An 18,191-nucleotide genomic window follows, 5' to 3' on the forward strand; every position below is an offset into this window, starting at 1 on the left:
AGCATCCGCTTCAGCTAGGAGACACCGATGAGCAATTCCGTCATGTCCGGCGGCCAGCCGGACCGCAAAGTGACCATGTACCGCAACGGCTCGGTCTACTCGGCGGCCGATCCTTTTGCGACCGCCATGGTGGTGGACGGCGGCACAGTCGCGTGGATCGGTTCCGAACAGGCGGCGTCTTCCATCGCGGACTCCTCGATGGAAATCATCGACCTCCACGGCGCCTTGCTGGCCCCGGGCTTCGTCGACTCGCACGTCCACCTCACCGAAACCGGGATCGCAGCTGCTGGCTTGCGGCTCGACGGCGTCCGTTCCGCGGCCGGGCTCCTCGACGCGGTTGCAGTGGCGGCAGCCGGCCTGGACGCCACTGCTCCGCTGTTGGGACACGGCTGGGATGAGTCAGCCTGGGACGTGAAGGACCTGCCCAGGGCGGAAGAGCTCGGACGGGCCGCCGGCGGACGTAGCGTCTATCTCTCCCGCGTCGATGTGCACTCGGCGCTCGTGTCGGACGGACTGGCCGCCGCAGCAGGCCTTGCCGGCATGGACGGCTGGAACGGCACGGCCCATGTGCTGCGGGACGCACACACCGCCGCGCGGCTGTCGGCACGGCAGCTCCCGGAATCCGCCCGCCTGGGGTACCAGGAGACGGCCCTCAGGGAGGCCGCGGCCAACGGCTACGTTGCACTGGCAGAAATGGCCGCGCCCCACATCTGCGGCATGGAGGACCTGCGCAGCGCGTTCTCCTGGAACTCCTCAGGATCGGCCCTGCCCGAAGTCCTTCCCTACTGGGGCCAGCTGGCAGGGTCCGAGGACGAGGCCCGCACGATCCTGGAGGAACTCGGCGTTCCGGCGCTGGGGCTTGCCGGGGACCTGAACATCGACGGCTCCATCGGCTCCAGGACCGCCGCCCTCACGGAACCCTACGCAGATTCTCCGGTCCACCGCGGAACCCTCTATCTTTCCGTTGACGAGGCCGCGCGGCACCTTGCCGCCTGCTCCCTGCTGGGACTGCAGGCCGGCTTCCATGTAATCGGCGACGCCGGCCTGGCGGGCGCGCTCGAAGCCCTCGACATTGCTGCGGCCGAGGTGGGGGAGCAGCGCATCCGGGCGGCCGGGCACCGCTTCGAGCACGTGGAAATGGCAGACGCAGGCGCCATTGCCCGGCTCGCCAAGCACTCCGTCACCGTCAGCGCACAACCGGCCTTCGACGCCGAATGGGGAGCGCCCGGCGGTATGTACGAACAGCGTCTCGGCAGCCGCAGCAAGACCATGAACCCCTTCGCCTCCTTCTATTCGGCCGGGGTTCCCCTGGCATTCGGCAGCGACAGCCCGGTGACGCCTTTGCGGCCGTGGTCGAGCGTGAGGGCATGCCTGGAACACAGCAACCCCGCCGAGCGGATCTCGGCCCGGGCAGCATTCCTCGGGCACACCCGCGCAGGCTGGCGCGCCAGCAAGCAGCGCAACCCCTTGCTGGGGCAGCTGGTTCCGGGCGCCCCTGCCAGCTTCGCCGTCTGGGGGGTCGAGGAGCTCATGGTGCAGGTGGCAGACAGCAGGGTCCAGTCGTGGAGCACGGACCCCCGGGCGCGCACGCCTCTTTTGCCGGCACTGGACACCGGCAGCGACCCGGTCTGCCTGCAGACCGTACGGGAAGGCCGCGAACTCTTCGCGGCCGAGTCTCTGCGCGCCTGAACCTTTCTGGATATTTCTGCCGGCCGAACGCCATCTGAACTGGGAAAACGTAAGGATCCCCAGTTCAGGTAGTGCTTGACAGAATCTGTGTAGTCCGTAGCATTTATCGTCAACAGGGGGTCACGGTGACGGTGCGGGCTCCTTGGCTGCACTCCGATCCCGTGGCCGCCCCGGCGGGCAAGGCCGGGGCTGCAGAACTCATCAACGGGCAGGTCCACCGACGCAGAAAACAGTCCAACCGGCGCTCTATCGGCCCGGACGGCACTGGCCCTGCGTGTGTGGACCTGCCCGCGGTCATTCCCACCCGGTGCCGGTCCTATAATGGAGAGTTGCGCCAGAATCCCAGCCATGCGGCTGCTCCGGCACATCGACCGCTCCATCAAGGAAAGGCCTCTTCTTGCGTGTCCTGACGATCATCCCTACGTACAACGAGCTGGAATCGCTTCCCAAGACTCTCGGCAGGCTCCGCGCAGCCGTCCCCGAGTCCGACGTCCTCGTCGTCGACGACAACAGCCCGGACGGCACAGGACAGCTCGCCGACAGCATCGCAGCCGAAGACAGGCAGGTCCACGTCCTGCACCGCAAGGGCAAGGAAGGCTTGGGCGCCGCCTACATTGCGGGCTTCAAATGGGGCATGGCCGCAGGCTACGACGTCCTGGTCGAAATGGATGCAGACGGCTCGCACAAGCCCGAACAGCTTCCCCTGCTGCTGACGGCGGTCAAGGAAGGCGCTGACCTGGCCATGGGCTCGCGCTGGGTACCGGGTGGCAGCGTCGTCAACTGGCCGCTCTACCGCCAGGCCATTTCCCGGGTGGGGAGCACCTACGCCCGCATCATGCTCGGCGTGAAGATCAAGGACGTCACCGGCGGCTACAGGGCATTCCGGCGCAGCACGCTCGAAGCACTCAAGCTGGACGAGGTCGAATCAGTCGGCTACGGATTCCAGGTGGACCTGGCCTGGCGCGTGGCGAGGCTCGGCCTGAAGATTGTCGAATGCCCCATCACCTTCGTGGAACGCGAACTCGGTGCCTCCAAGATGAGCGGCAACATCGTGGTCGAGGCCATGATCAACGTCACCAAATGGGGCCTTTCCGCCCGCTGGGCAAAGCTCACCGGCAAGAAGGACGCCACGGCCGAACGCGCCTAGCATTCCACTCAGCACAAAGGCAGGGCCGGCACCACACGGTGCCGGCCCTGCCTTCTGCTTTTTGCCTTCGCGTTACGCGGAGCGACGCTCTCCGCGGCGTTCGCGCAGGATGTTCAGGCGATCCTCGAGGATCTGCTCCAGTTCAGGGATGCTGCGCCGTTCCAGCAACATGTCCCAGTGCGTGCGGACCGCCTTTTCGTTGCTGTCCACGGGACGTTCGCCATCCACCAGGAGGGCTTCCTTGCCGGTCTTGGAGACCCAGACGGGAGGGATTTCGGCCTCGGACGAGAACGTCACGAAGACCTGCTCGCCATCTGCGCAGCGGTATTCAACCCGCTGGCGCGGAGCCGGCTCCACACCGGATTCGGTTTCCATGCTCTGCGCCCCAAGGCGCATGCCGCGGAGGCTGCGATCGCTCATGTTTACTCCCTCTATCTGTTCGCGGAACTGCATCCGCGCTAGTCGGCCGGCTTTGCGACGCCGTCCGGACTACTGTCTGCACACCGTGCACCACTAAATGCAACGCTTGACCAAGCTCAAATGTTCCGTGCGGATTGAACCGCTCGGACAAATACACCATTATACGCAGAACGCCGGACTCCCGGGCGTTGCCGCGGCTTCGCGCGGCGGCCGGCCGGGTCTACGCAGCGAGAGGGGCCGGTCACATCGGTGACCGGCCCCTCTCCGGAACGTCTCCCTTACGGCGTCGGTTCCGGTGGCCGCGGCGCCGCGTCGGGAGCGGCAGCCCCTGCGGCTGCCTTGTTCCCAAAGAGGCCCGCGACGCCGTTGGTGTCGGCGCCGCCCAGCGCCCCGCCGATGCCCTTGAGCGCCTCGCCAACCTCGCTCGGGATGATCCAGAGCTTGTTGGATGTGCCCTCGGCAAGCTTCGGAAGGGTCTGCAGGTACTGATACGCCAGCAGCTTCTGGTCCGGGTTGCCCTTGTGGATCGCGTCGAAGACCTTCTGGATGGCCTGGGCCTCACCGTCTGCCCGGAGGATCGCGGCCTTCGCGTCACCCTCGGCCTTCAGGATGGCGGACTGGCGCTGCCCTTCGGCAGTGAGGATCTGCGACTGCTTGGTGCCCTCGGCCGTGAGGATCGCGGCACGGCGGTCACGCTCGGCGCGCATCTGCTTTTCCATCGAGTCCTGGATGCTGTGCGGCGGATCGATCGCCTTCAGCTCCACGCGCGAAACACGGATGCCCCAGCGTCCGGTGGCCTCGTCCAATACACCGCGGAGCTGGCCGTTGATCTGGTCGCGCGAGGTGAGCGCTTCTTCCAGGTTCAGGCCACCGACGACGTTGCGCAGCGTGGTGGTGGTCAGCTGTTCCACTGCCTGGATGTAGTTGGCGATCTCGTAGGTTGCCGCACGCGGGTCGGTGACCTGGAAGTAGACCACGGTGTCGATGGAGACCACCAGGTTGTCCTCGGTGATGACCGGTTGGGGCGGGAACGAGACCACCTGCTCGCGCAGGTCCAGCAGCGGAAGCAGCCGGTCCACGAAGGGGATCAGGATCGTCAGGCCCGGGTTGAGGGTGCGCTGGTACTTGCCCAACCGCTCGACGACGCCGGCACGTGCCTGCGGGATGATCCTGATCGAGCGGACCAGCACAATGATCACAAATACTATGAGGACTATCAGCACGATCGCGGCTGCAGTCCCTCCCAGGCTATCCATACATCTCCTTCATTCCCCAAAATTCGTTCTGATGCAGCTAGGTTGTGATGCGGTTCTTCGGCCAGGTGCCGGCTGTCATTGCTGGGAGCCGGGCGAGACAACCGCCGTCGCGCCGTCGATCCGGGTGACCCGGACGCTCTCTCCGGCGGCAATGGTGCCGCCCGTGCTGCGGGCGCTCCACACGTCGCCGCCGATCTTCACCAGGCCGCCGGCAGCGCTGACCGATTCCATGACCACGGCGGATTGCCCGATCAGGCGGTCAATGTTGCTCAGTTGGTCCGCGGGGCCTTTGCGCAGGTGCTTCATGGCCACCGGGCGGACGAAGACGATCATCAGCAGCGACACGATGCAGAAGACGACGATCTGGAGCCAGAGCTCGGCACCCACGAAATGAGCAATGAGGGCGGCCAAGGCTCCGCCGCCAAGCATGATGAAGAAGAGATCGAGGGTGAGCATCTCGATCACCGCGAAGGCGAGGAAGACCGTGAGCCAGAGCGCCCACCAGTTCTCGCCGAGCCATTCAAACATCGTTCCCCCTGTTCCGGATCCGCCGTGCGCCGCAGCCGTGGGAACGGATGGTGCACCGGCGTGTCGCCCGCTGTTTTTCCATCCTAGCCCGCTGTGCGGCCCGGCGTCAGGAAGCGGCCGGAGGCGTGGTGAATACCGACAGGGAGAACCTCGCGGTGGTCTCCACCGGCCCCCTGCCCGCGAGCGAGGCAAGGAGTTCCTGCCGGTCAAGGTGATGCCCGGCCGGCCCCATGAAGGCAAGATCGGCGGTCTCGGCCTCGTCCAGCCGCAGGGGGATGTCCAGTGATTCCTGCCCGGACAGGGTGAAATGGCTGCCCATCGATTCGGCAAGGCGTTCATCCTTTCCTTCCTCGATGCGGAGCATCCCCGCAAGGCCGGCGATTTCCGCGAGATGCCCCGGGCGGGGAGTGACGACGATGGCGCGGCCGCCCGGCCGGAGCACCCTGGCGAACTCGCCTGGGTTCCGCGGCGCGAAAACGACGGTAACGACGTCGATGCGGCCGGTCCCCAGCGGCAGGGGCCGCCAGACGTCCCACACGAGATTGAGGGTGTCCGGGTTCAGGCGGGCGGCGCGCCGGAGCGCGAATTTGGAGATGTCGAGGCCGATGGAGGCGGCAGGGGAGCGGTCAAGGATTGCCCGCAGGTAGTTTCCCGTGCCGGTCCCGGAATCCAGCAGGACTGCATCACTGCGGAGCATCCCCGGAACCGCCAGGTCCCCAACGGCCCTGGCGAGGGCAGCGTAGTGCCCGGCGGACAGGAAGTCATGGCGGGCCGCGGCCATGGCCGCGGAGTCGGCCTCGAAGGCTGTGCCCTTTCCGGTGAGCAGATTGAAGTAACCCTGCTTGGCGGCGTCGAAGCTGTGGCCGGCCGGGCACCGCAGGGCACGGCGCGGACCGTTTTCCAGGGCCAGTCCGTCCTGGCAGATCGGGCAGCGCAGGGCGGACACGGCGTCGGAAAGCATAGGGACAATCCTACGGCGGACGGAGTGGCAGGCCCGGCGTCAGCGTAGGGAGGCGTTAGGCTCACCAGCGTGAAACCCGAACAGTTGCCGCTGCTGAATTCCGTCTCCGCCCCCACGGTGCATCCCGACGCGAGCCGTGCCGTCATCTCGGTCACGCGTCCCGATTTCGACGCCGACGCCTACGTGGGCCAGTTGTGGAGCGTCCCGTTCGATGCTTCCCAGCGTCCCCGGCGGATCACTCGGGGCTTCCGCGACACCGCCCCGGCTTTTTCGCCGGACGGCCGGGTGCTTGCGTTCCTCCGGGCGACATCCGACGGCAAACCGCAGCTGCACATTGTGGAGGCGGCCGGCGGAGAGCCGCAGGCCCTCACCGAGCAGAAGCTTGGTGTCACGGAATTCTCCTGGGCGCCGGACTCGGCAAGGATCGTCTTCGCATCCCGCGTCCCGGAAGAGGGCCGTTACGGCACCGTGGACGGCGTCGGGCCCGGAAGTGAAGACGCCCGCCTGGTCAGCAGCAACCAGTACCGGATGAACGGCGTCGGGTACACGCAGGACAAGGCCGCCCAGCTGTTCGTCCTGGAGGTTCCGGAGCTGGGCGGGGAGCCCGCCGTCCCGCCCGCCGGGCGGGCAGCCAAGGAGCAGAACGACAAAGACCAGAAGGACAAGGAGGGGGCGGCGTCAAAGGGCATTCCCGCCGTCGTGCAGCTCACCTCCGGCGACGTCGACCACACCGCTCCCGTTTTCAGCAGCGACGGGCGCAGCGTGTACTTCGTGGCCGCCGGCCATGAAGGGCATGACGCGGACATCGCCTCGGGCATCTACAAGGTGCCGGCGGTGGGCGGGGACGCCGTACTGGTGCCAACCGGCGCGGAGCCGCAGGCCATCAATGCGGTCCGGGAATCCCGCAACGGCCGGCAGCTGTTCTTCACGGGCCAGGAACTCGGAGCGAGCGGCTTGGACTTCGTCGCCCGGAACACCGCCCTGTGGGTGATGCCCGCCGAAGGCGGCGAGGCCCGGGTGCTGAGCGACGTCGAACAGCAGGACCTGTCCGGCCCCTTGGAGCCTGCCGGCCCCGACGGGGTGCTGGTCCTGAACTCGCACCGCGGCAGCGTTGAGCTGTTGAAATGGACGGCCGACGGCGGCAGCGAGGTGCTGCTGCACGGCGAGCGGGAGGTGCTCGGCGCCGCCGCGGCCGGGGATGTGGTGGCCGTTGCCTTCGCCGACGCCGCAAGCCACGGCGACCTGGGCGTGCTGGAGCGAGGCGAACTTCGCCTGCTCAGCGATTTCTCCGCAGCGCTCCGGAACGAAAGCACAGTGCGTGAACCCCGTGAATTTATTGCCGACGGAGCGGACGGCTACCCCGTGCACGGATGGCTGGTCCTGCCGGACGGTCCCGGACCGCACCCAGTCCTGTTGAACATCCATGGCGGCCCGTTCGCCCAGTACAGCTGCGCGTTCTTCGACGAAGCGCAAGTGTATGCGGAGGCAGGTTATGCCGTGCTGATGTGCAACCCGCGAGGCTCGGCAGGCTACGGCCAGGCGCACGGCTCGTCCATCAAGGAAGCGATGGGGACCGTGGACATGGCGGACGTCCTGGCCTTCCTCGACGGTGCCCTGGCCGCGTTCCCGGGCCTGGATTCCACAGCGGTCGGCATAATGGGCGGGTCCTACGGCGGCTACCTGACCGCGTGGACCATCGCGCACGATCACCGCTTCAAGGCCGCGATCGTGGAACGGGGGTTCCTCGATCCGGTCAGCTTTACCGGCTCCTCCGACATCGGCTGGTTCTTCGGGGGTGAATACACCGGCGGGACCTTGGAACAGATGCTGGCCCAGAGCCCGATGGCCGTGGTGTCGCAGGTCCGCACACCCACCCTGGTGATCCACAGCGAAAACGACCTCCGCTGCCCGGTTGAGCAGGGCCAGCGGTATTTCGCCGCGCTCAAGGCCCAGGGCGTGGAGTCCGCGCTCCTGCTCTTTCCCGGCGAGGACCATGAGCTCTCGCGCTCCGGCACCCCGCACCACAGGAAGCAGCGTTTCGAGCAGATCCTGGCCTGGTGGGCGGAAAAGCTGCCGACGGCGGCCTCTTAGCCGGGTGGGAAGCCCAGCTCCGCGCCTGCCTGGCTGACCCCCGGCTGGGCCCAGCGGGCGGAATACTCCTCGTTGCTTGCCAGCGAGCGGGTTTCCGCACGGTCCAGATAGAGGGCTCCGTGCAGATGGTCCGTTTCATGCTGGACGATCCGGGCCTGCCAGCCGCTGAATTCGGCGTGCACGGAGCTTCCGTCCGGGCGCACGTAATCCAGGGCAACCTGGCGGTGCCGGGTCACCACTGCCTGATAGCCCCGGACCGAGAGGCAGCCTTCGTAGAACGACGCCGTGTCAGCACCGATGGACGAATACACCGGGTTAAGCATGGCGAAGAAGTCCAGCGGACGCCGTTCCCGGATAGTGGCGGCCGCCGGATCGACGTCGAACTGGTCCTCAAGGACCGCCAGTTGCAGGGGAACGCCAATCTGGGGCGCCGCGAGCCCGACTCCCGGCGCGTCATGCATGGTCCGGCGCATCACATCGATCAATTGATAAAGGGTGGAATCGTCCAACTGCCCTTCGTAGGCGGCGGCGTGCTGGCGGAGCACGGGGTGGCCGGCCTGGACGATGGGCGGCAGGGCGTCCTCCGCCAGTATGCCCTCGACGAGGTCCCGGATTTCCGACACGCCCAGGGGAGTCGGAGGGGCAGCTGTGAGTGAATGAAGACGGAAGTCCATGGACCGAGCCTAACTTGCGGGGCCGGGGCTTCCGCCAAGGCATTGGCGAGGCATGCACTAGGCTCGAAAAATGAGTGAGCTGACCCCCTTGGACTGTGTGTTGGGCTTCATCCGTGCCGTTGAAGGCGGAGGAGGAGCGGCGGATGTGCGGCCCTTCCTTGCCGACGATTTCAAGCTCACGGAATGGCCCCATGTGCTGTCGGCGCGGGGTGCCATCCGGGACTTGCAGGCCACGCTTTCCGGGGCAGACCAGAGCAAGGACGTGGTCAAGAACCAGCATTTCGAGATTGTGCGCACCACCTGCGAGGGGAACCGCGTGGTCCTGGAAATCAACTGGTCCGCCATCCTGCTGCTGGACCTGCCGCACTGGGACGCCGGGGAAACCATCCGCGCCCGCACAACGGCAGTATTCGAGGTGGAGGACGGCCGGATCCGCAGCCAGGACAGCTACGACTGCTACTTCACCGACCCTGCGCAGGTGACGGTCACGGCCTGACGTTCCCGCACCGGCCCGGGCACGGTGGTTCGCCTAGTGCATGGTGAAACGCCGAGCCACGAATCCGGCAACGGCCGGCCACCTGACTGCCCGGCCGACGACGGCATTGCGGAGCGCCAGGGCGGTTGGAGGCAAGGGTCGGCCAAGTGCCATGTTGATGCCCGCCTGGCGGCTGGCTTTCCGGGCCGCGCGCAGGCGTGAACGCTCCAGGTCCGCGAGTTCTCCACCCAAAGCAGGATCCGGGCGGCCCCGGTCAGCGCGGACCATCCGTTCCAGCAACGGGGCGAGGGCCGAGGCATCCAGCCAGCCGAGGTTCATTCCCTGTCCGCCGATCGGGCTGAGTTCATGGGCGGCGTCCCCGAGCAGGACGGTGCGCCCGTGGACCATTTCGGTAACCAGCCTGGAACGGACGCCGAAGGCACTGAGCATCGAATTGCTGGACGGCTCCACTACGGCCGCCGTGCGTTCCCGGATGAGGGCCGCCAGCAGGGGCGCGGACGGTTCGCCTCCGGGTGGCCCGGTCCGCACCACCCAGCGGCGGATGCCTCCCGGTAGCGGGAAGCACTCCACGATTCCCGGCGGTTCGAGGAAGAGCACGGCTTCGGATCCGTAGGGGGTGCCGTCGTGGAAGTCGCCCATGAGGTAGTGGTCCGGGTAGCTGCGCACCGTCGGCGTGATTCCGAGTGCCGCCCTGAGCCCCGAGTGCGCGCCGTCCGCGGCGATGAGGAAGCGGCACCGCGCTTCAAACGGTTCCGCTGGCCCGGCACCGTCGGCGCGCCTGCCCCGCAGGAGGAGGCCGCCGTTGTCGGGCACGGCATCCAGCACCTCGACGCCGCGGTGCAGTGCCCCGGAACCTGACGCCGCAACGCATTCCTCCAGGACTTCCAGGGTCCTGGTTTGGGGCACCGAGAGAATGAACGGGTACGCCGCTCCCGGGAGCCCGAAATCCAAGGAACCCACCTTGCGCCCGGCACTGTATGCCGTGCCGCTCGTGATCCGCACCCCGCTCCCGATCAAGGGCGCGGCCGCGCCGATGCTTTCGAGCACCGCCAGCGCGGGCGGGTGGATGCCGATGGCGCGGGTCTGGGTTCCCGGCCCTGCGCGTTTTTCGAATACGGCGACGTCGAGCCCGCGGCGGAGCAGGAGTGCCGCCATGCAGAGGCCGACCGGACCGGCGCCGACGATGCCGACGTCAAGCACTGCCGGCACCCGGCGGGCGGTATACGAGCAGGATGTGCCATGGCCCGTTGCGTTCCACCTGCCAGCCGGGCGGAACGATGTCCCGGAGTTCTGCCGGAGTGTAGCTGCGCCTGATGGATGCCAGCCCGTCGGTGTGGATGTACGAGCCAGGGCCTAGCGGCCAGAACGCCACCATGAAAAGCAGGAAAGCGATCCGGCTGCGCCGCAGGTCGTTGTGCAGCACGAGGTGCCGGGCGAGGCGTTCGGAATCGGACAGGACGGCGGCCAGTTCGGCGGGGCTGAGGTGGTGCAGGACGTGGTTGGAGATCACGACGTCGTACCGACCGCCTTCCGCCACCAGCTCGGAGCTGAGCGCCCTGCGATACCGGACGCCGTCAGAGGCTTTTCGGGAGGTGGCGAAGTCATGTGCCCGAGGGTCTGGATCGGCGCCGGTCGCCGCCAGGCGGAACCCGTCCCGGGCAGCGCGCCTGGCGAGGCGGCGCACGACATCGCCTCCGCCGCATCCGATGTCCAGCAATGTCGTCGCAGTGGAGCCGGCCAACAGGGGCCTGATCCGTTGTTCATAGTTCCGGCCCCAGCGCGCCAGCAGGAAGTTGATGACAGGGAACCTCGCGTAGCTTCTGCGCAGCCGGCGCAGCTCGCAGTCCGGGCGGTCCATCTGCTCGATCAGGCTGCCCTCCCGTTCCCGCAGGAAGAACGTCATGATCGCAGGGGAGCGACCTTGGTGAACAAGCCGGTTTCCACTGTGAGGCCGGGGCCGAAGGCCATGGAACAGATCCGCTCCTCGTCCTGACGGGGCGGCTGGCTGAGGATGTGCTTGAGCACGAAGAGCACGGTGGCGCTGCTCATGTTCCCGAAGTCGCGCAGGATGTCGCGCGCCGGCCGCAACTGCTCTTCCAGCAGTTCGAGCTTTGACTCGACTTTGTCCAGGATGCTCCGGCCGCCCGGGTGGATGGCCCAGTGCGGTATCTCCCGGTAGGGCCGCCCTGCCAGCCCGTCTTCGCGGGCAAGGAGGGGTTCGAGGGCCCCCGTGATGTGCTCTTCGATGATGTGCGGAACGTAGCTGCCCAGGACCATCTCGAAACCTTGGTCGCCGATGTTCCAAGCCATCGCCTCTTCGCCCACCGGTGTGAGGACTGTTTCGAAATGGTCCAGGCGGAGGACGGCGTCCGGTCCCGCCGGGGTGCGTGAACTGACGACGGCGGCGGCAGCGCCGTCGCCGAAGATCGCCGAGCCCATGATGGTGTCCGGGTCATTGGACGTCCTGACGTGCAGGGAACACAGTTCAACGCAGATGACAAGGACCACTGCATCGGGATCGGCGAGGCAGAACTGCCGGGCTGCCCGAAGGGCCGGGAAGGCCGCGTAGCACCCCATGAACCCGAGGTGGTAGCGCTGCACAGCGGGGTTCAGTCCGAGAGCCCGGACCACCTTGTAGTCGGGCCCGGGGTTGAAGAATCCGGTACAGGACACCGTGATCACGTGGGTGATGTCTGCGGGTTCCACGTCCGGGCAGCGGCCGACGGCCGCCTTCGCGGCCTCGATGAAGAGTTTGGTGGCCTCGGTGAAGAACAGGTCGTTGCGTACTTTCGTGCTGGGGCTCAGGACCTCGCCGCTATCCGGATCGTAAAAGTCCCGCCGGTCCGGGCTTCCGCCCTCGGTTAGCTCGGCGACGGCGGTATGCCGGGTGTCGATGGCTGCCGAGTCGAAGCAGGTCCTGACGAGCCGGGAGCCGAGCCGGGTAAGGCCGGGCTGGGCGGCGAATACGTCGCGTGCCTGGGGTTGCACCAGGACTGTTGGCGGTACGGCTGTCTCGAGGGAATTCACGTAGACCGGCATGCTTCATTGTTGGCGCCGGGACGGCTTAAGACAATGGGCCGGATCGGAGCAGAATCCGAGAAGCCGCACGGTCCGGCACGGGTCTAGTGTGGTGGACAGGAGCCTGGCGCCCGGCCACCGTAGGCTGGGCTGAGCGATGCACAGGACGACGCGGACCGCGCGCGGGCCCGCTGATTCACGGACGGAGAGACGATGAGTACTGACACGGGGACCGAAACTCAGTCTCCCTTGGTGCCCCTTGCTGACAGCCATGAGCTGATCAAGGTGCAGGGAGCCCGCGAGAACAACCTGAAGGACATCAGCCTGGAGATCCCGAAACGCCGCCTGACGGTGTTCACCGGTGTCTCCGGCTCCGGCAAGAGCTCCCTGGTGTTCAGCACCATCGCCGCCGAGTCGCAGCGGATGATCAACGAAACCTACAGCACGTTCGTCCAAGGTTTCATGCAGTCGCTCGCCCGCCCGGATGTGGATGTCCTGGAAGGGTTGACGACGGCGATCATCGTGGACCAGGAGCGCATGGGCGCCAACGCCCGTTCCACAGTGGGAACGGTCACCGACGCGAACGCCATGCTGCGCGTGCTCTTCAGCAGGCTCGGCACTCCGTACATCGGACCGGCTGTGGCTTTCTCCTTCAACATCCCCACCCGCAAGGCCAGTGGCATCATGACCGATGCCAAGGGTGAGAAGACGATCGTGCGCGAAGCCATCTACTACGGCGGGATGTGCGCCGAGTGCGAGGGCCGCGGCACGGTCTCCGACCTGGACCTCACCGCGATCTACGACGAAGACAAGTCCCTGCTCGACGGCGCCATCCTCGTTCCGGGGTACACCGCGGACGGCTGGATGGTGGCCACCTTCACGGAATCCGGTTTCGTCGACCCGAACAAGCCGCTCAAGGACTACACGAAGCAGGAACTGGACGACCTCCTCTACAAGGAGCCTGTGAAGATCAAGGCCAAGGGCATCAATGTCACCTATGAAGGCCTGATCCCGAAAATACGCAAGTCCATTTTCGGCAAGGACCCGGATTCGCTGCAGCCACACATCCGCGCGTTCGTCGAACGCGCGGCCGCCTTCGCCCCTTGTCCGGCCTGCGAGGGCACACGGCTGAACGATGCGGCCCGCTCATCGAGGATCAACAGCCTGAACATCGCCGAAGTCTGCGCCATGCAGATCACCGATCTCGCGCACTGGATCCGCGAGCTGGATGCGCCGTCCGTTGCGCCGTTGAAGGCCAACCTGCTGCACCTGTTCGATTCCTTCGTGGAGATCGGCCTGGGCTACCTGTCCCTGGACCGGCCGTCGGGAACGCTGTCCGGCGGCGAGGCACAGCGCGTCAAGATGATCCGCCACCTGGGCTCCTCGCTGACCGACGTCACCTACGTGTTCGACGAGCCGACCATCGGCCTGCACCCGCATGACATCCAGCGCATGAACAAGCTCCTCCTGCGGCTGCGGGACAAAGGCAACACCGTGCTCGTCGTGGAGCACAAACCGGAGGCGATCGCCGTCGCCGATCACGTCGTCGACCTCGGCCCGGGCGCCGGAGCCGCCGGCGGGTCGGTTTGCTACGAAGGCACTGTCGAGGGACTGCGGGGGAGCGGCACTCTGACGGGCCGGCACCTCGACGACCGCGCGAAGCTGAAGGAAAAGGTTCGCAAGGGCAAAGGCAAACTCGAGATCCGCGGCGCGTCGGAGCATAACCTCAAGGACGTCGACGTCGACATCCCGCTGGGTGCGCTGGTGGTGGTGACTGGGGTGGCTGGTTCCGGGAAGAGTTCCCTGATCCACGGCTCGCTTACCGGCGGCGAGGGCGTAGTGGCCATCGACCAGTCCGGCATCAAGGGCTCGCGCCGCAGCAATCCGGCCACCTACACCGGTCTCCTCGAACCGATCCGCAAGGCCTTCGCCAAGGCCAACGGCGTGAAGCCGGCGCTCTTCAGCGCCAACTCCGAGGGTGCCTGTCCCGAGTGCAAGGGCGCCGGGGTCATCTATACGGAACTCGGCTTCATGGACACCGTTTCGACGCCCTGCGAGGACTGCGAAGGCAAGGGCTTCCAGGCCGCCGTCCTTGAGTACAAGCTCGGCGGGCGCAACATCAGCGAAGTGCTCGGCCTGTCGGTCAGCGCGGCCGAGGAGTTCTTCTCCGGCGGGGAAGCCAGGATCCCGGCGGCGCACGCGATCCTGCGGCGGCTGGCCGACGTCGGGCTCGGTTACCTCGCGCTTGGGCAGCCGCTGACCACTCTCTCCGGTGGTGAGCGCCAGCGGCTTAAGCTCGCTTCGCAGATGGGGGAGAAGGGCAATGTCTACATCCTCGACGAGCCGACCTCCGGCCTGCATCTGGCCGACGTCGAACAGCTCCTCGGCCTGCTGGACCGGCTGGTGGAGTCCGGCAAGTCGGTGATCGTCATCGAACACCACCAGGCCGTGATGGCGCATGCCGACTGGATCATCGACCTCGGTCCCGGCGCCGGGCACGACGGCGGCAGGATCGTTTTCGAGGGAACCCCTGCGGAGCTGGTGGCCGGCCGGGTAGGCCTGACCGGCCAGCACCTTGCCGAGTACGTTGGGGCTTGATGCGAACCACGCGCATGCCTTCTAAGGCTTGCCGCCGTTGGTTTCGGTTTTGTTGTTGAGGTGCCCCAGTTGGGCCAGCAGGGCGAAACGGTCCGGTACGCCCCAGTGTTCGACAAGCTTGCCGTCGCTGAAGCGGGCGATGTCCACGACCGTTATGCTCACTGCCCGGCCGGTGGGATCGTGTCCGAGAAAGCCCCCGGTGTCCGTGCCGTTCGCAGTCATGCGGGCCCAGACCGTGTCCCCGTCGGCGACAGTCGCGTCAAAGGTGTAACTGACGTCGGGCATCGAGGCGTGCAGGCCGACGATCGCCCGCTTCAGATTGTTCACCGCTTTCTCTCCGGAGCCGCCCGGCCCGAATTGGTGCTCAATCAGATCCGGCGATACGAGTTCGTCAACGACCCCTGGATTGCCCGCTTGGAATCCTTCGATGATCAACCGCCGGAAGGCGGCCGTGTTGTCCTGGGTGGTTCCTGAGACCATGTCCGGCCTCCTGCTAGAATTAATCCGAATATCTTTCGGATGAATAACCGCTAGGTTCGATGATGAGTGATGTCAACGCTCCCAAGCGCCGCTATAACTCCGCGCGCCGCATTGAGCAGGCTTCAGCAACACGGCACTCCGTGATTGCGGCAGCGCGCGTGCTGTTCATCGAGCGGGGCTACGCAGCGACGACCGTCGGCGAGATCGCCGGACGCGCCGGGGTCGCCGTCGACACCGTTTACGCAAGCGTCGGCCGCAAGCCGGCTCTGCTGCGAGAGGTGGTCGAGACTGCGATCTCCGGCACTGACCACGCCGTCCCCGCCGAGCAGCGCGACTACGTCAAACGCCTCCGTCAGGCCGCAACCGCTCAGGAGAAAATCAAGATCTACACCCAGGCGCTGGCCGGGATTCAGCCGCGGCTGGCACCGGTCTATCTGGCTCTGAGGGACGCCGGCTCCACCGACCCGGAATGTGCCGCGCTTTGGACCGAGATCTCCCAGCGGCGCGCAGCCAACATGCGCAGGTTCATCGTGGATCTCGCGGCCACCGGCGAGCTGCGTAAAGACCGCCCGGCCGAGGAACTCGCAGACGTCGTCTGGAGCATGAACGGACCCGAATACTGGATTTTGCTCGTCGCTGAACGGGGCTGGACTCCCCAGCAGTTCGCCGCTTGGCTTGGTGATGCCTGGAGCCTGTTGCTGCTCGAGCCTAGGTAGGCAAAGGATGCAGACCGCTGCGGCCAGCGGGCTCCGACCCTCTGGTTTGCCGTGCGCTCTTGGGCTTTACTGAGACTGTCCGGACAACCAGCAAGAAAGAGGGAAGCTTCGATGGACACAACCGCAGTTCTTTGGATTGTCGTCGGGATCGTCGCCCTACTTGTCGTTCTAGGATTGGTATTTTTCATCGCCCGTAAACGCAGGCAGGAACACGAACGTGCCCAGCGGGCCGAGGACCAGAAGCGGGCAGCTGACTTGCGGAAGAAGGCCGAAGAAGCTGAGTTGGATGCCCGCGAATCCGAGGTTCAAGCAGCCAGGGCCCAAGCGGAGGCCGACCAGGCCCTGCTGGATGCCGAACGCCTCCACAAGGAGGCCGAACAGCGCCAGGAGGACGCCGGCGATCTTCACCGTGATTCCGCGGACAAGGCGGAGCATGCCGATGCCATGGACCCCGATGTCGATACCGACGCGGCGGCCGTCGAGAACTCCGAAGAATACCGGCAGGCTGCTGATCCGGGTCGGGCTGGCGATGGGTCCGTAGACGGCCGCCCGAGCGGCGGCGGCAACTCGCTGCAGGATCCCTCCCGGCGAACCGATCCCTAAGACCCCCTTCTTCTCCGCGCTGCTTAGCGTCGCGTTTGCCTCCCGAAGCCCCCTGCCCGCCGGCCCGGGTGGCTTGCCTCTCTTCCACGTGCCATCTCCCGGGCGTAGCTTGCTGATATGACAACGCTGGCCCCCGCGGGCTCTCTGCGGGACGGGCAGCGCCCCAGTATAAGGAGGAAGAATCATGGGCGACTTCATGCGGAACCTGCCCTTCGACGTTCCGGAGCCTGTGCGCCGTTTCCTACAAGGGGAAACCGGCGCTTGGCTGCGTGCAGAGGAATTCCGCGACGGATCCGAAATGGTCGTCCGCGTCGAGGTACCCGGCGTCGATCCCGATCGGGATATCGATATCTCCATCTCAGGACGTACACTCACCATCGAGGCCCGGCGTGAAGAAGAATCCATTCGTGAGGACAAGAGCGATTACCGCACAGAATTTCACTATGGCGCATTGACGCGAAGTTTTCAGCTCCCGGCCGGGGTCAACGAGGACGACATTCAGGCCTCCTACAACAGCGGGATTCTCGAAGTCCGCGTGCCCTCCGCCGAACAGGATTCGACGCCCCGACGAAAAGTGCCGGTGCACCGCACCGATGCAACGGGAAGATCGACCCCCGGCAATGGGGACGCTGGTCACGACAGCATGGGCAGCAAGGTCGATCCGGATTTCATCCCCAATGAAAGCCGCGAAACCCCGGGCCAACGGCGGGCCAGGGAGCACCCCGAAGAGACCGGAAGTTGATTCCGCTGTTTCCTTGGCGGGCTGCGAGCTCTCCGATAATCGCAGGGGATTGACCCAGGGCTGCCGGCTTTACGCTGAAGGAGCCGGCAGCCTTGGAGTGCGCCAGGGTAGTCCCGTGCTTATTGACATGCCCTGCCCACAAGAGCAGTCTGATACCGCTGGTTGCCGTGTTGGCAGGAAGGTTAGCACCTGTCAACCTCTTCCCGGAGCAGGCTCTCATGCTCCGGATGGAATACTGCCCTCAATTTTCAGCAAAGGTGGACAAGATGTCCTCAGTAACTGTCAACGCACTTGAATCAAAATCGTTCGACGACCCCGACGAAAAGCGCCGTCCGCCAAGAACTGAGGTCGATGTTGTCACGATCAGTGATACGACTCTGGGCAGGTTCACTTTCGAGCCGGGTTGGCGCTGGTCCGAGACGGTCAAGACCGTGGTCCACACCGACACTTGCCAGGTCAACCATCTTGGAATCTGCACTGCCGGAACGCTCATGGTGCAGATGGAGGATGGAACGCGCATTACGGTCAGCCCGGGTAATGCTTATGCCATCCCAGCCGGACATGACGCCTGGGTCGAGGGCGACGAGCCCTTCGTGGCATACGAAATCATGAGCGCAGCCACGTTCGCAAAGCCCGCGTGAGGCGCGACGCGAATGGCCTACATGGGCCGGACGGGGGAGCAATAAGCGCCTGAGAGGCGGCTCCCTCGGTTGCCGGCTCCGGATGTGTCTGGGGTCAGAAACGCTTTGAGCCGCGTATGACGCGCGGCGGT

General features: G+C 66.0%; 18 protein-coding genes. 9 read left to right on the forward strand and 9 right to left on the reverse strand.

Annotation, left to right across the window (positions count from 1 at the left end; genetic code table 11):
• Nucleotides 1-27 precede the first annotated feature (27 nt).
• Together ACN9M4_RS10465 and ACN9M4_RS10470 are read left to right on the forward strand one after the other, a co-directional pair.
• The gene (locus ACN9M4_RS10465) at nucleotides 28-1,689 is read left to right on the forward strand and encodes an amidohydrolase (RefSeq protein WP_426297612.1); all 1,662 of its coding nucleotides are present in this window, start codon (nucleotides 28-30) and stop codon (nucleotides 1,687-1,689) included.
• 397 nt (nucleotides 1,690-2,086) lie between these two features.
• Entirely contained in the window at nucleotides 2,087-2,836 is a 750-nt protein-coding gene (locus ACN9M4_RS10470; RefSeq protein ID WP_426297614.1) for a polyprenol monophosphomannose synthase, read from the forward strand.
• A 72-nt stretch (nucleotides 2,837-2,908) separates the two neighbouring features.
• On the opposite strand, the gene ACN9M4_RS10475 is transcribed toward ACN9M4_RS10470, so the two are convergent.
• The 4 genes from ACN9M4_RS10475 to ACN9M4_RS10490 all read right to left on the reverse strand — a co-directional run bounded on the left by ACN9M4_RS10475 (nucleotide 2,909) and on the right by ACN9M4_RS10490 (nucleotide 6,001).
• Nucleotides 2,909-3,256 carry an RNA polymerase-binding protein RbpA gene (locus tag ACN9M4_RS10475; RefSeq protein ID WP_074590970.1) on the reverse strand — a complete coding sequence of 116 codons (348 nt, stop codon included), beginning with the start codon at nucleotides 3,254-3,256 and terminating at the stop codon, nucleotides 2,909-2,911.
• A gap of 278 nt (nucleotides 3,257-3,534) precedes the next feature.
• A complete protein-coding gene (locus ACN9M4_RS10480; RefSeq protein ID WP_426297617.1) occupies nucleotides 3,535-4,512 on the reverse strand; it encodes an SPFH domain-containing protein in 978 nt (325 codons plus the stop codon).
• A gap of 75 nt (nucleotides 4,513-4,587) precedes the next feature.
• A complete protein-coding gene (locus tag ACN9M4_RS10485) occupies nucleotides 4,588-5,040 on the reverse strand; it encodes an NfeD family protein (RefSeq protein ID WP_426297620.1) in 453 nt (150 codons plus the stop codon).
• A 106-nt stretch (nucleotides 5,041-5,146) separates the two neighbouring features.
• The gene (locus ACN9M4_RS10490; RefSeq protein ID WP_426297622.1) at nucleotides 5,147-6,001 is read right to left on the reverse strand and encodes a putative RNA methyltransferase; all 855 of its coding nucleotides are present in this window, start codon (nucleotides 5,999-6,001) and stop codon (nucleotides 5,147-5,149) included.
• 69 nt (nucleotides 6,002-6,070) lie between these two features.
• Between ACN9M4_RS10490 and ACN9M4_RS10495 the strand changes: the two genes are divergently transcribed.
• The gene (locus ACN9M4_RS10495) at nucleotides 6,071-8,092 is read left to right on the forward strand and encodes a S9 family peptidase (RefSeq protein WP_426297624.1); all 2,022 of its coding nucleotides are present in this window, start codon (nucleotides 6,071-6,073) and stop codon (nucleotides 8,090-8,092) included.
• Here ACN9M4_RS10495 and ACN9M4_RS10500 read toward each other — a convergent pair.
• Nucleotides 8,089-8,766 (reverse strand): peptide deformylase, encoded by a 678-nt coding sequence (locus ACN9M4_RS10500; protein WP_426297626.1) that lies wholly within the window; start codon nucleotides 8,764-8,766, stop codon nucleotides 8,089-8,091. The two genes, ACN9M4_RS10495 and ACN9M4_RS10500, sit on opposite strands and share 4 nt — an antisense overlap.
• Nucleotides 8,767-8,836: 70 nt before the next feature.
• Here ACN9M4_RS10500 and ACN9M4_RS10505 point away from each other — a divergent pair, with 70 nt between their 5' ends.
• Complete coding sequence (locus tag ACN9M4_RS10505) at nucleotides 8,837-9,262, forward strand: nuclear transport factor 2 family protein (protein ID WP_426297628.1); 426 nt, start codon at nucleotides 8,837-8,839, stop codon at nucleotides 9,260-9,262.
• A gap of 33 nt (nucleotides 9,263-9,295) precedes the next feature.
• Here the strand turns inward: ACN9M4_RS10505 and ACN9M4_RS10510 are convergent, their stop codons facing one another.
• The 3 genes from ACN9M4_RS10510 to ACN9M4_RS10520 are packed head-to-tail and all read right to left on the reverse strand — an operon-like array spanning nucleotide 9,296 to nucleotide 12,301.
• Entirely contained in the window at nucleotides 9,296-10,471 is a 1,176-nt protein-coding gene (locus ACN9M4_RS10510; protein ID WP_426297630.1) for an FAD-dependent oxidoreductase, read from the reverse strand.
• Entirely contained in the window at nucleotides 10,455-11,165 is a 711-nt protein-coding gene (locus ACN9M4_RS10515; protein WP_426297632.1) for a class I SAM-dependent methyltransferase, read from the reverse strand. Before ACN9M4_RS10515 ends, ACN9M4_RS10510 begins: the two co-directional genes overlap by 17 nt.
• A complete protein-coding gene (locus tag ACN9M4_RS10520) occupies nucleotides 11,162-12,301 on the reverse strand; it encodes a type III polyketide synthase (protein ID WP_426297634.1) in 1,140 nt (379 codons plus the stop codon). The genes ACN9M4_RS10515 and ACN9M4_RS10520 overlap by 4 nt, the downstream gene beginning before the upstream one ends.
• A gap of 192 nt (nucleotides 12,302-12,493) precedes the next feature.
• Between ACN9M4_RS10520 and ACN9M4_RS10525 the strand changes: the two genes are divergently transcribed.
• Nucleotides 12,494-14,878 carry an ATP-binding cassette domain-containing protein gene (locus tag ACN9M4_RS10525; RefSeq protein WP_426297636.1) on the forward strand — a complete coding sequence of 795 codons (2,385 nt, stop codon included), beginning with the start codon at nucleotides 12,494-12,496 and terminating at the stop codon, nucleotides 14,876-14,878.
• A 21-nt stretch (nucleotides 14,879-14,899) separates the two neighbouring features.
• On the opposite strand, the gene ACN9M4_RS10530 is transcribed toward ACN9M4_RS10525, so the two are convergent.
• Entirely contained in the window at nucleotides 14,900-15,358 is a 459-nt protein-coding gene (locus ACN9M4_RS10530; RefSeq protein WP_426297638.1) for an ester cyclase, read from the reverse strand.
• Nucleotides 15,359-15,420: 62 nt separating this feature from the next.
• Between ACN9M4_RS10530 and ACN9M4_RS10535 the strand changes: the two genes are divergently transcribed.
• The 4 genes from ACN9M4_RS10535 (at nucleotide 15,421) to ACN9M4_RS10550 (ending at nucleotide 18,060) form a co-directional block, all read left to right on the forward strand.
• A complete protein-coding gene (locus tag ACN9M4_RS10535; RefSeq protein ID WP_426297640.1) occupies nucleotides 15,421-16,074 on the forward strand; it encodes a TetR/AcrR family transcriptional regulator in 654 nt (217 codons plus the stop codon).
• Between the two features lie 111 nt (nucleotides 16,075-16,185).
• A complete protein-coding gene (locus ACN9M4_RS10540) occupies nucleotides 16,186-16,677 on the forward strand; it encodes a hypothetical protein (RefSeq protein WP_426297642.1) in 492 nt (163 codons plus the stop codon).
• A 184-nt stretch (nucleotides 16,678-16,861) separates the two neighbouring features.
• Nucleotides 16,862-17,419: an Hsp20/alpha crystallin family protein gene (locus tag ACN9M4_RS10545; RefSeq protein WP_426297644.1), complete on the forward strand. Its 558-nt coding sequence runs from the start codon at nucleotides 16,862-16,864 to the stop codon at nucleotides 17,417-17,419.
• A gap of 266 nt (nucleotides 17,420-17,685) precedes the next feature.
• Nucleotides 17,686-18,060 carry a cupin domain-containing protein gene (locus ACN9M4_RS10550; RefSeq protein ID WP_426297646.1) on the forward strand — a complete coding sequence of 125 codons (375 nt, stop codon included), beginning with the start codon at nucleotides 17,686-17,688 and terminating at the stop codon, nucleotides 18,058-18,060.
• Nucleotides 18,061-18,191: the final 131 nt, after the last annotated feature.

The sequence above is a fragment of the Arthrobacter sp. R-11 genome, from assembly GCF_049913155.1.
Lineage (GTDB): Bacteria > Actinomycetota > Actinomycetes > Actinomycetales > Micrococcaceae > Arthrobacter.